The organism is Clostridium sp. AF34-10BH, from assembly GCF_003478095.1.
Taxonomy (GTDB): domain Bacteria; phylum Bacillota; class Clostridia; order Lachnospirales; family Lachnospiraceae; genus Acetatifactor; species Acetatifactor acetigignens.
This window is the reverse complement of sequence record NZ_QUEC01000030.1, coordinates 20,945-33,778: the sequence shown is the minus strand read 5'-3', so window position 1 is coordinate 33,778 and position 12,834 is coordinate 20,945. Positions and strand designations below refer to the sequence as shown.

At 46.6% G+C, this 12,834-nt stretch carries 12 protein-coding genes; 1 reads left to right on the top strand and 11 read right to left on the bottom strand.

The window, feature by feature from the left end; translation table 11 throughout:
- Positions 1-90 precede the first annotated feature (90 nt).
- The 6 genes from DWZ61_RS16375 to DWZ61_RS16350 all read right to left on the bottom strand — a co-directional run bounded on the left by DWZ61_RS16375 (position 91) and on the right by DWZ61_RS16350 (position 8,640).
- Positions 91-1,896 carry an ABC transporter ATP-binding protein gene (locus tag DWZ61_RS16375; protein ID WP_118539732.1) on the bottom strand — a complete coding sequence of 602 codons (1,806 nt, stop codon included), beginning with the start codon at positions 1,894-1,896 and terminating at the stop codon, positions 91-93.
- Positions 1,897-2,149: 253 nt separating this feature from the next.
- Positions 2,150-3,169, bottom strand: coding sequence for a ketol-acid reductoisomerase (ilvC, locus tag DWZ61_RS16370; RefSeq protein ID WP_118503785.1), 1,020 nt, complete (start codon positions 3,167-3,169; stop codon positions 2,150-2,152).
- Positions 3,170-3,263: 94 nt separating this feature from the next.
- The gene (gene ilvN, locus DWZ61_RS16365; RefSeq protein ID WP_022312898.1) at positions 3,264-3,782 is read right to left on the bottom strand and encodes an acetolactate synthase small subunit; all 519 of its coding nucleotides are present in this window, start codon (positions 3,780-3,782) and stop codon (positions 3,264-3,266) included.
- A gap of 126 nt (positions 3,783-3,908) precedes the next feature.
- Positions 3,909-4,397, bottom strand: a complete 489-nt coding sequence (ilvN, locus tag DWZ61_RS16360; protein WP_022312897.1) for an acetolactate synthase small subunit — start codon at positions 4,395-4,397, stop codon at positions 3,909-3,911.
- A 21-nt stretch (positions 4,398-4,418) separates the two neighbouring features.
- On the bottom strand, positions 4,419-6,035 hold the full coding sequence (ilvB, locus tag DWZ61_RS16355; RefSeq protein ID WP_118539719.1) for a biosynthetic-type acetolactate synthase large subunit: 1,617 nt from the start codon (positions 6,033-6,035) through the stop codon (positions 4,419-4,421).
- Positions 6,036-6,087: 52 nt separating this feature from the next.
- Complete coding sequence (locus tag DWZ61_RS16350; protein ID WP_347475458.1) at positions 6,088-8,640, bottom strand: homocysteine S-methyltransferase family protein; 2,553 nt, start codon at positions 8,638-8,640, stop codon at positions 6,088-6,090.
- 111 nt (positions 8,641-8,751) lie between these two features.
- On the opposite strand from DWZ61_RS16350, the gene DWZ61_RS16345 reads away from it, so the two are divergent.
- Positions 8,752-9,246 carry a hypothetical protein gene (locus DWZ61_RS16345; RefSeq protein WP_022312894.1) on the top strand — a complete coding sequence of 165 codons (495 nt, stop codon included), beginning with the start codon at positions 8,752-8,754 and terminating at the stop codon, positions 9,244-9,246.
- Positions 9,247-9,356: 110 nt separating this feature from the next.
- Here the strand turns inward: DWZ61_RS16345 and DWZ61_RS16340 are convergent, their stop codons facing one another.
- The 5 genes from DWZ61_RS16340 to DWZ61_RS16320 all read right to left on the bottom strand — a co-directional run bounded on the left by DWZ61_RS16340 (position 9,357) and on the right by DWZ61_RS16320 (position 12,821).
- Positions 9,357-9,647 (bottom strand): hypothetical protein, encoded by a 291-nt coding sequence (locus DWZ61_RS16340; protein WP_022312893.1) that lies wholly within the window; start codon positions 9,645-9,647, stop codon positions 9,357-9,359.
- 63 nt (positions 9,648-9,710) lie between these two features.
- Positions 9,711-10,139 carry a DUF2752 domain-containing protein gene (locus tag DWZ61_RS16335; RefSeq protein ID WP_182427149.1) on the bottom strand — a complete coding sequence of 143 codons (429 nt, stop codon included), beginning with the start codon at positions 10,137-10,139 and terminating at the stop codon, positions 9,711-9,713.
- On the bottom strand, positions 10,123-10,575 hold the full coding sequence (locus tag DWZ61_RS16330) for a DUF4190 domain-containing protein (protein ID WP_118503778.1): 453 nt from the start codon (positions 10,573-10,575) through the stop codon (positions 10,123-10,125). Before DWZ61_RS16330 ends, DWZ61_RS16335 begins: the two co-directional genes overlap by 17 nt.
- A gap of 34 nt (positions 10,576-10,609) precedes the next feature.
- Positions 10,610-11,044, bottom strand: a complete 435-nt coding sequence (locus DWZ61_RS16325; protein WP_022312890.1) for a TM2 domain-containing protein — start codon at positions 11,042-11,044, stop codon at positions 10,610-10,612.
- Between the two features lie 139 nt (positions 11,045-11,183).
- A complete protein-coding gene (locus DWZ61_RS16320; RefSeq protein WP_118669127.1) occupies positions 11,184-12,821 on the bottom strand; it encodes a hypothetical protein in 1,638 nt (545 codons plus the stop codon).
- Between the last annotated feature and the right edge of the window lie 13 nt (positions 12,822-12,834).

Genomic DNA, 12,834 nt, shown 5'->3' with positions numbered 1-12,834 from the left:
AATAGTAACCTGTAAAAATCGGCTACGATATGTTTATCATACCATAGCCGAACATATGTTTCAAGCAACTTTTCCGTTTTCTGATTTCCATCAGCTCTGAATCTGTTTCAACTGATAAAATTCTCCCTGCAGAGCCATAAGTTCTTCATAAGTGCCGTACTCTGCGCAGCGACCGTCTGCAATGACCGCGATCCTGTCGGCATCCCGGATGGTGGACAGTCTGTGGGCCACGATAAAGGTGGTACGCCCTTCTGTCAGATTGTTCAGCGCCTGCTGGATCAGCTTTTCTGAAATACTGTCCAGAGCCGAGGTGGCTTCATCCAGTACGATCACCTTCGGATCCCGGATCAGTGCTCTGGCAATGGAGATACGCTGTCTCTGACCGCCAGACAGTTTGCCGCCGTGCTCTCCCACCATGGTATCCAGACCCTTAGGCAGTGATGCGATCAGATCCGACAGATTGGCAGCTTTGATCACTTTCTGCAGTTCTTCCTCCGACACATTTTCGCAACCGTAAGTGATATTGTCACGGATCGTTCCGGAGAACAGGATCGAGGTCTGGGGAACTACCGCCAGGTGCTTTCGGTAGGTGCGTAGATCGATCTTACTGATATCCTTGCCATCGATCAGGACTTTTCCGCTTTCCGCCTGATTAAAACCGATGACCAGATTCAGGATCGTAGACTTTCCGGCACCGGATTCTCCCACCAGTGCAATAGTCTCTCCCGACTTCACATGAAGATTCAGATGGTTCAATACATTATGCTCGTTATTTTTATAATGGAAACATACGTCCTCAAAATCAAAAGTACCGGTCACCTGTTCCAGTTTTTCCTTGCCCTCATTATCTTCGATATCTTCAGATAACAATACTTCACCGATGGAATTGACGGATTCAATACCCTTGGCAATGGTAGGCAGCAGGGTGACGATGGAGGACACCTGATTGACTACCGTGGCAAAATAACTCTGGTACAATGTGATATCGCCTGCCTGAATTTTGCCGCCAATGGCCAGATATCCGGTAAATGCCAGACAGATCACCTGGAAGATCTGGAATACTGCCCAGCCCACCGAGCCAAACAATGCCTGGATCAGATCCAGTTTGTAGCCTTTTTCCGCCACAGCAAAAAGCTGGCCGCTCATTTTTGCCACTTCTTCGTCCTCCAGGGCATGTGCTCTGGTCACAGGCACAAGTTCCACCATTTCCATGACTCTGGCGGAAGTCTCTTCCATTTCCTTACGGAATTCAGTATTCCGTTTTTTCATGATATTCCGGAAAGTGACCATGGTGATGGCTGCTACCGGTGTGGTCAAAAGGAAAAAGATAAATACGATCCGGCTCTTGCTGATGGTGACCACCAGCGCCACACCAATATTCAGCGCAATGTTCAGAATGCTTAAAAATAACTGTGTGGAAAGCCCCTCTACCGCTTCCACGTCACGCATGATCTTGGACTGCAATCGCCCGGACTGAGTCTCCACATGATAGGAAATGGATAACTGCTGAAGCTTTCGGATCAATGCTTTCCTCAGTCCCGTCTCCGCATAGCGGGTGGCCAGACTCTTGTAGGAAGTATACAGATAGTTCATCGGAATGTTCAGCAGGATCAGCCCTGCTTCCAGAATACTGTAAAAAATAATGTTCCGAAAAGTATCCGGGTTGTGGGATGTCACATCATTGATGATATTGGCCGTAATGATCGGCAGTACCCAGACGCAGGCATGCTTTGCAAAAAAGCAGATGACTGCCAGAACAAATTTATGATAATTTCCCTTGTACAGATGCACTAACGTCCGCAGAGGATGCCCCTGATTGTTCCGGTAACATTCGATAAACCAGCTTTCGGTATCCACTTTCTGCCTGGGAGAGGTTTTTGCTTCAAAATCTTTCATACCGCTTTTCATGCCTTTCCGTGATCTGCGCATTTATGTCTTTTCCTGTCCACAGATCTGTTTCATGTTTCAATGCCACGTTTCTATTTTTCGGGCTTACTTATTCATTTTATCGCAATTAATATGTATTTTCCAGTTTGTTTTTGCGGTTTTCCTTTGAAAACAACTGATTTTTTGTCAAAACAAGGCTGTGTCAGAACTTTTACATTCTTACACAGCCCTTTTGTCATAGCATTGGATTTTTTACAGTTGATTAGTTGTTAATCAGCTTATCACTCTCGTTGTTCCAGCTGTAAAGCTTACGGATCTCTTCGCCGACCTTCTCGGAAGGATGCTCAGCAGCAAGCTTTCTCATAGCCTTGAAGTGAACCTGCTTGCCTGCGGGAGACATATCTAACAGGAATTCCTTAGCAAAAGTACCATCCTGAATATCGGACAGGATCTTCTTCATGGTCTTCTTGGTTTCCTCGGTGATCAGCTTGGGGCCGGTGATGTAGTCACCATACTCAGCAGTGTTGGAGATAGAATATCTCATGCCTGCGAAACCACTCTGGTAGATCAGATCTACGATCAGCTTCATCTCATGGATACACTCGAAGTATGCATTTCTGGGATCGTAACCAGCCTCAACCAGAGTCTCGAAACCAGCCTGCATCAGAGCACATACGCCGCCACACAGAACTGCCTGCTCACCGAACAGATCGGTCTCGGTCTCGGTTCTGAAAGTGGTCTCCAGAACGCCTGCTCTTGCGCCGCCGATACCCAGTGCATAAGCCAGTGCCAGATCCTGAGCCTTACCGGTTGCATCCTGCTCTACAGCGATCAGACAGGGAACACCCTTACCAGCCTGATACTCACTTCTTACGGTATGTCCGGGTCCCTTGGGAGCGATCATGGTAACATCAACGTTCTTGGGAGGTACGATACATCCGAAATGAATGTTGAAACCATGAGCGAACATCAGCATATTGCCCTCTTCCAGGTTGGGCTCGATGTCGTTCTTGTACAGATCAGCCTGCTTCTCATCATTGATCAGGATCATGATGATGTCAGCACGCTTTGCAGCTTCTGCAGCGGTGAATACTTCGAACCCCTGTGCCTCAGCCTTTGCCCAGGACTTGGAGCCCTCGTACAGACCGATGATAACATGACATCCGGAATCCTTCAGGTTCAGTGCATGTGCATGACCCTGGCTGCCGTAGCCGATAATTGCGATAGTCTTACCCTCTAATAAAGAGAGATTACAATCTTCCTGATAAAAAATCTTAGCCATTTTCTTCTCCTCCGTTATGAGACATAAAATTTATAACTGATAGGGATCTTCCCTAGAGCTAACATAAAGTGTGAGGTCTTACGCCTGTCAGTCCTCAATCTTCAATATAGGTAACGTTCTCGATACCTCTTCCCAGACCTGTGATACCGGTTCTGGCAAGCTCCAACACTTCGTACTCTTCCGTAAAACGCTGGATCAGCGCATTGACCTTGCTGTGATTACCGGTAAATTCAACGATCAGATTCTCCGCACCTACATCAATGATCTTCGCACGGAAATTGTTGGCAAGGAATTCTACCCCCTGGCGAATCTCCAGACGCTTTTCGGGATCTACTTTCACCTTGACCAGTACCAGTTCGCGGTACACGCTGTCATCCGGGTCCAGTTCCTTAATATCCCGGACATCCACAAGTTTTCCCACCTGCTTCTCGATCTGTTCCAGAATATCGTCATCTCCCGATGTCACAATGGTGATTCTGGTAAAACGGGGATCGGCGGTCACACCTGCCGTAATACTTTCGATGTTGTAACCGCGACGGGAAAACAATCCGGCAATACGGCTCAACACACCTGAAGTGTTGTCAACCAACAGCTGAAATACTTTTTTCTGCATGAATATCTACCATACCTTTCGTATTTCTACAGCCGTCCTCCCTGACGGAGCAGCAACTGTATTCTTAATATAGCAAGATGACTACAGAATGTCAATTAGTGAATTTAACATTATGATTGATGTATTTTAATCATCATTTTCCGTGCATTTTGATAATGCCAAGGTTCCTGTTCGAGCTACTTCCACAATACTGATGGTCTGAAGCATCTTGATCAGAGTGTCGATTTTCTCCGGAGCATCGCAAATCTGCAGCATCATAAAGTGTTTTGACATATCTACGATCTCTGTTTTCATAATGTCACAGATTTCTATAATATCCCTACGATTATTCTTGTTATATTTAACTTTTAATAACATTAATTCCCGGGTATAGCACTGTTCCTGGGACAAAGTCTTCACTTTGATGACATCCAGTTTCTTATTCAGCTGCTTTTCAATCTGCTCTAGGGTACGCTCATCACCGGAGCTTACAATGGTCATACAGGAAACTGCATGGTCATCGGTCTCTCCCACGGCAAGGCTGTCAATATTAAAACATCTTCTGGAGAACAGACCGGCTACCTTGCACAGAACACCGGAACGGTTCTCTACCAATACGGAATATATTCTCTTCATTTTAAGTACAGCTCCCTTCCGTTATTTTACCAGATCCATCGGATCGATCAGACATTCTAACAGCATGGTATTGTCTTCCGCCAGAAAAGCGTCCAGAATCTCATCCACGTGTTCCATGTTGTTCAATCGCAGATACGGAATATCATAGGCCGCAGATAATTTCTCCAGATCCGGGCTTCCGGACAGATCCACGACAGAATAATGATCTTTGTAGGTATAGTGCTGGTATTCCCTTACCATACCCAGATAATTGTTCTTTAGCACGATGATCTTTACCGGGATATTGTGCTGTCTGATCGTAGCCAGCTCCATCATGGACATCTGAAAGGAACCATCACCGCATACCGCAATAACCTGCTTATCCATGGCCGCTGTCTTGGCTCCCATGGCTGCCGGAATAGAATAACCCATGGTTCCCATACCGCCGGAGGTCAGGAATTTGCCTTTTTTCACAATGTGATAGCCACAGGACCAGATCTGATTCTGTCCCACGTCCGCCACATAGACACCGTCCTCCTGCATCTTCTCGGAAAGTCTTGTGATAAATGCTGCAGGATCCACATAATCGGGATTGGGGGTTCTCTTCTTCTCCATGGTAGAACGATATTCATTCAATGTAGTGAGCCATTCCTCGTAGTTACAGTCAAATTCTTCTTTCTGAAAATCCTGGAAGATGTGTTTTGCATCACCTACCAGTGGAATGGAAGGACCCGCATTTTTGCCGATCTCCGCAGGATCCACGTCAATGTGCACCAGCACTTTGTTTCTTGTGATGAGATCCGGCTGACTGACCGCGCGATCTGCCACTCTGGCTCCCACCATGATCAGCAGATCCGATTCATTCATGGCACGGTTGGCATAAGTCTTACCGTTATTGCCCACCATTCCATAATAAAGCGGATGTTCGGTAGGCATAACACCGATACCCATCATGGTGGACACCACGGGAATACCGTGTTCTTCCGCAAAGCTGCGCAGCTCCTCCTCGGCCTCACTGAGCAGGACTCCTCCTCCGGCACAGATAATGGGACGTTTCGCCCGCTCCAGCTCTTTGATAACCTTCTTGATCTGCACGGCATGTCCTTTGACGGTAGGCTTGTAGGTACGTAGATTCACTTCTTCCGGATAATGGAAATTTTTGATCGTTGCATTCTGGATATCAATGGGAATATCGATCAATACCGGCCCTTTTCTACCGGTATTGGCAATATAAAATGCTTCCTTGAACACCCTGGGAATATCATTTACATTTTTCACCAGATAGCTGTATTTTACAAAAGATTCCACGGCGCCGGTAATATCCGCCTCCTGGAACACATCACTGCCCAACAGTTCACTGTTGACCTGACCGGTAATGCAGATCACGGGGATACTGTCAGCAAATGCCGTGGCAATACCGGTGATCACATTGGTGGCACCGGGGCCGGAGGTCACCGCACATACACCTGGTCTTCCGGTCATACGGGCAACACCGCTGGCCGCATGGGCCGCGTTCTGTTCTGTACGGATCAACACCGTTTTGATGTCAGAATCCAGAATGCTGTTGAAAAAAGGACATATGGCAACACCGGGATATCCGAAAACAGTACTTACCCCCTCTGCTTCCAGACATTTAATAATTGCATCTGCTCCAATCATTTTGCTTTGCTCCTTTATCTATACTCCATTATTTCTGTTGTTTCAGACTCTTTTACATCAGGCTTTTGGCCAGTTTCACGGCATCCGCCGCATCCTTGGAATAGCCGTCGGCACCGATCTCATCCGCATATTCCTGCGTAATGACAGCGCCGCCGATGATGATCTTGGCGGTGATGCCTTCTTCTTTTGCGGCTGCCACGATCTCCCGCATTCTCTGCATGGTGGTGGTCATCAGTGCTGACAGGGCAATAAATTCCGCATGATGTTCTTTCGCCGACTCCAGAATTTTCGCCTGCGGCACATCCTTGCCAAGATCGATCACATGGAATCCGTGGTTTTTTAACATCAGTGCCACCAGATTCTTGCCGATATCATGGATATCTCCTTCCACCGTTGCAATGACCACCACCGGCATTTCTTCTCCGGTGCCTCCGGTCTGCAGCAACGGTTCCAGCACCTCGATGGAATTCTTCATGGCTTCCGCACTGGCAATCAGCTGCGGCAGAAAATACTTGCCCTGATCAAAGAATTCACCTACCTGATTAATAGCAGGAAGCAGTACCTGATTCAATAGCTCCGCAGGTTTCTCTCCGCTTTCCAATGCTTCCTTCGTGATCTTTACAATGCCATTACGGTTGCCTTTCAGTACCGCCGTCTTCAGCTTGTCCTGCATTTCATTGATCTGCGGACCGTTATCAGCAGTCGCTTCTTTGGCGGCATTGCCGGCAGTGCCTGTCTTGGCGGTTGTTCCCTGATTTTCCAGCAGTGCCAGTTTTTTTGCCAGTTCCGCTTCTTTCTCTTCTCTGCGCTCCCTGACGCCACCGGCGTACTCGATATAGCGAAGAGCGGCTTCTTCTTTGTTCAACAGCAGATCCGCAGCCAAAGCACAGCTCATCAGAAGTTCCTGGGAAGGATTGGCAATAGCCATGGTCAGTCCCGCCTGAATTGCCAGCGTCAGGAATGCGGTATTAACAAAACTTCTCTCCGGCATGGCGAAGGAAATGTTGGACAGACCGCAGATCGTGGCAAAACCGTTCTCTTTGCAATAGCGGATGGTCTCCAACGTTTCCAGTGCAGCTTTCGGATTGGCACCTACCGTTGCCACCAGACCGTCCACCACGATATCTTCTTTGCACATTCCCAGAGAAAGTGCCCGGTCATAAATCTTGTGAATAATCTCTTTCTTCTCTTCTATATCCTTGGGCAGTCCCGCATCCGACAAAGGAAGCAGGATAAACATAGCACCGTATTTGGCTACAATGGGAAGTAGTTTTTCAAATTTTTCCGTCTCCAGAGATACAGAATTGACCAGAGCACGTCCGGGATAATTACGCAGTGCAGCTTCTAAGACTTCCACGTAGCTGGAATCCAGGGAAAGAGGCAGGTTCGTGACACCGCTGACTTCCTCCAGAGCCCGAAGCATGCTGGCTTTCTCGTCGATACCGCTCATGCCCATATTGATATCCAGTACCTTGGCACCGCAGGCTTCCTGTTCTTCGGCAAACTGTATCACCTTTTCAAAGCTGCCCTCACGAAGCTGTGCCTGAAGTGCTTTCTTGCCGGTAGGATTGATACGTTCTCCCACAACGAAAAAGCCGTCATCCAGACCAAAGCTGTGGGTAATACGTTCGGAGGTCAGATACCGAATTCCATCCGGTCTTCGGGATGCTGCAACCTTCGCATCTGTACCAAATCGTTCATGGATCTGTCTTATGAATTCCGGAGTGGTACCACAACAGCCGCCAAGAATCGTAGCTCCGGCATTGACCAGTACTTCCATCTCTTCTGCAAACTCTTCTGCTTCCATGTTGTAGCAGGTAGTTCCGTTTTCATCCAGAAAAGGAAGTCCGGCATTGGGTTTTGCAATTACAGGAATTCTGGTATGGGATACCATCTCCGAAATAATGCTCTCCATCTGAGCCGGACCTGTGGAACAGTTGGCACCGATAGCACTGGCCCCCAGGCTTTCCAACACAATGGCCGCCGTTTTCGCATCCGTACCGAACAAAGTTCTTCCATCCGCTTCAAAGGTCAGTGTAGCGATTACCGGCAAATCACAGACTTCTTTCGCCGCGATCAGTGCCGCTCTGGTCTCCGCCAGGCTCATCATGGTCTCCACCACCAGAAGATCCGCCCCGGCATCCACCAGACAAAGAATCTGCTCTTTATAAATATCGATCAGTGTTTCCAGATTCATTTTTCCCATGGGCTTTAACTGTTCACCAGTCATTGTGAGATCACCGGCCACATAAACCGGATGTCCCGGAGTACTCTCTGCCGCTTTCTTCGAAATAGCCACCAGATCACGAATCATGGAAGTCATATTTTTTTCCAGATGATATTCTGCCAGTTTGACGCGATTGGCGGTAAAGGTAGGGGCATACAGGATATTGGTTCCCGCCTGCACGTAATCCTTCTGTAATTGCAGCATGACACCCTGATGCTCCAGGATCCACTGCTCCGGGCAGACGCCGGAAGGCATTCCTGCCTTCACCAGATTGGATCCTGTAGCGCCGTCCAGATATAAAATATGGTCTTTACTTAACGTAATAAATTCTTCTCTTGTCATAGTTCTCTTTTCCTGTATCTTGATTCTTTTAATCATACCACAATGTCCTTTTATTCGTAAAGGGGACGTTTTAACATTATAAGGTTGCGTAAAACTGCAGAATATGATAAATTTTTAGATGGATCAAATGATTTGGAGGATATAATTTTGAAGAAAAAAATACTTGCCCTTACGGCCGGACTGCTGACCGCACTTACGCTTACCGCCTGCGGAAAGGATCCTGCGCTGACACAGTTTAAGGAGGAAATAGATTCTTTTTGTACCGAGATCTCCGATATAGATACCGAGATCAACAACGTAGACGCGACATCCGAAAATGCCACCGATGAACTTCTCGGTTATCTGGATCAGCTGGACAGCGCTTTTCAGGATTTTGCAGCGTTGGATTTTCCTACTGAATTTGATTATCTGGAATCTCTTGCCGATGAAGCAAGCGAATATATGACCACTGCGGTAGAGAGTTACCACGATGCCTATGATAACGGTGGTTACAATCAGCTGACCGCAGACTATGCAAAGGAAAATTATGCCAGAGCTTACAAGCGGATCCAGATCATCATCACTTTCCTGCACGGTGAACAGCCCGAAGATGTAAATCTGACCACTGCAGAGGAAACAGCGGCTGCTTCTGCTGCAGAATAGTTACAATTTTTTAATAATCACAGAAACGTGCGCTGCCAGGCGCACCCATAAAAAGAATCCCCGATGTAATGAACACCGGGGATTCTTTTTATGACTTATTGTCATTTTTATTATTTTAAAATCTTGATCTGGCCGATCAGAGGAACTTCCTTCTCCTGCTCCTGGCAAGCATAAATCAGACCCATGATCCAGCATACAAACAGAAAGATGCTTAAGATAGTGCCAACAATACCACCTACATAAGGAATGTAGTTGATTACTGCTGCAACGATCTGGCCGATCAGAATAACCAGAGCCTGATTCAGATGGAACTTAGCACCCTCTTTGTCACCTGCGCAAAAAGCAACGATCCAGCCGATCCAGGTAATGTAAGCAATGATACCCGTAGTTTTTTTATTCATGTTTTCTCCCTCTGCACTTTTGTGCGATAAAATATTCTGTATATGTAAAAAATGCAAATACAGTCATAATGTAATGTGAAACTTCAGAAGCAAAATATTCTTCAGAATAAAGTTCCCTATCATGATCCCTACCGCCGCATACAGATGCCATTCATGAAAGCGCCAGCCTTTGATCCTGCCAATATGTAATCTGGCAAGGGTCTGACTTAGCATAAAACCTCCAAAGATAACAACAGTATACGTAACCAGTGGATGATACCAGGTGGCCAGTAGCGGATGTCCAGTAAGCAGTGCACTTACCGCTCTCGTTCCACCACAGCCGGGACAGTAAATCCCAAATAATCGATAGACCACGCAGGTATATCCCTGCAGTCTCGGAATGATTATATGAAGATACAGAAAGCTTCCGATGCTTCCGACCAGCAGAAATATCCATCCTGCAATATAAAGCTGATCTTCCAGGCTCCGCTGGTTTTTAGTAGTAGTTTGCAAGTTCACTCATAAATGCTACAGAAAATACAGCAGCTAAGATTGTAATGATAATTCCCAGTACAATACCAATGATAGAACAGATCAGTCCAGCCTTTGCCAGGCCGGTCTTGCCCTGCTTGTTGGCAAATACTGCGCAAATGATACCACCGATTCCAAACAGTGCGCCGATCCATCCGGTGCAGCATCCAAGTACGATGGAAAGGATACCCAGTACCAGGCTGACAATAGCCAGTACATTGTTTTCTTTGTTCTCCGGCTGCTGTACAGGAGCTGTTGCAGCTGCCTGAGGCTGTACATTTGCGGTATAATCCTGATAATTGTTCACAGGCTGTTCTGTTACCGGGGTCTCCTGTACAGTTTCTGCTGCGGAGCTTACTTCTGTTGCAGTAGTATCTACTGTAACATTGTTTTCATTTTCAAAATTCTGTCCGTCCATTTTCTCCTCTTTCTGGCCTGGAAAAGGCCTGATATTAATCTGCCAGGGGATTACCCTTGCCGTCTGTGTCGATCTTGCCGGTCAGGATCATGATACCTTCTACCAGTCCCCAGATACCTACACCCATAACAATGAATACGCCGACTACCACACAGCATAAAAGGATTCCCACGATGGAAAGTACCAATTGGGTAACTGCCTTACCGGTATAGCCAAGATAGAAATTATGTACGCCGAACGTACCAAGGAAAATTGCCAACAGACCGGCTACCAGTTTGGATTTTGCATCCGGTGCCGGTGCCTGCTTATTGGCTACGCCACAGTTTAAACATACTGCTGCATCCGGAGCTAAAGGCTTACCGCAGTTATGGCAGTAATTATTCCCCTGTCCCTTGGCCACACCGCACTTTACGCACATCACAGCTTCGTCTGTCATATAAGGCTCGCCGCAATTCTTACAAAAGTACATTTATTCTTCCTCCCTCTTTTTTGTTCCTGACTCATTTCTCAGTCATTACTGTACATTATACAGGATGTTTGTATATTTTACCAGTGTTATTTTCACATTATAGGCTCTCATAACGTGCAATTTCTACCGGAAAACGAAGTTATTTCCGCCTTTTGTCACAAAATATGAATAATTTCCGATACAATTCGTAATATCCAAAAACTGCCATGACAGAGAATACCGGAATGGTATTATATAGATATCTGGCTCTTGCCTCGAATAACATAACAAATAAAAACATACCGATAAATGTAACGATCATCACAGTAGAAAGACACAGCCGGTCAGACAGGTTCTCTTCTGTCCGGTATTTGGGTCTGCGGATTGTTGACGCCGCCGTCCACAAAAGCATACCGGCCTCTGTTATGACTCCCAACAGTACAAAAAGCCATAATCCCTGGCTGATCGTCGTAAACCAGATATAATTGCTGCCGTCCTGCCAGTAAAAAGCCCTCAGAGGTTCTTTCCAGGAGCTGTCTATGTTCAACGGATATTCCCACGCCTGAAAATACCCTTCCTGATACCAGCTGAACGTCCCGTCGTTAAAATTCATGACCTGCTTACGCAGCCAGAACCGGATTGTACCCCAAATACCACGATCACCGATTCTTTTGCGGATTCCTTCCATCTCATATTGTATCCGGGTATTTTTATCCGTACCAGCAAAAGATCGTACGATCTCAAGTCCCTCTCCGGAACAGGCCCCGGTAGTATCCTCATTGAGGCCGTTATACATATAATTACTCCAGCCGATCTCCATATCCGCATTATAATCATACTGTACGGAACAGTAGATTCCATGCTTACAGAAAGCCCCAAGTCCGAAAGCCGCTATCAGAAGCAAGATTTTTAAGCCGATCTTCTGCAGCCGCTTACGCATTGGCACCTCTTCCCAGGCGGACCATACCAGATCCACCAGTACTACCGCAATCAATGTGACATAGCAGGTGGCTTTCATGATTCCGCCAAGGCACCCCAGAAACATTATCAAAAACCATAAAAGGTATTTCCGTTTTCTCCCATTCTTCCGGAACAATGAATACAGTAGAAGAATCAGGATCGGCATGGCAATGGTGCTTCCGTCCGTATAGGGAATAATCTTCCAGGGAGAGATTCCCAGAAAGATGCTCTGAAAGACCAGGGCAATCACGGAAATTCCAAGGTTCCTGCTGACCTGAAGGACCAGAAGTACTGAACAGAATACCGCCAGTGACAGCATGACGCACTGGAACTGGATCCAGATAAATTCCGGATTGTAGGGATACCCCTTAAGTCCTGAGGCAAAAGAATACAACTGATACAAAAGCCATGTAACGGGAATATTATTACTGTAGATCGTATAGTAATCGTCATACCCCAGTGTCTGGCCCTCATAAAGCCAGCGGGCGGAATTGGCCACCATGCCGCAATCCCAGCCACCGTAAAATGCAATGCATTTGGATATTTTTATATTCACAAGACAGAACAGAATACAGACTGCCAGTGTGATCCCGGTAAACCAGACTGCTATGCGTCCGGTGTAAGGAATCTTTCGCAGAAAATAGTACGCTGCCCCCAGTACAGCCACTCCGATCACCGCGCACAGGGATAGTACTTTATTTCCCTCCACGGTAATGATCTTATGCATTTCGTTGTAGTTCATATTGGTCCCGTAGAATACTATATAATAGAAAACAGGAAGAAACAGTACAAGCAAAAGCACTGACAGTGTTGCTGTACTGATACATTTTTTCTTCATTGTCAGAAATTCC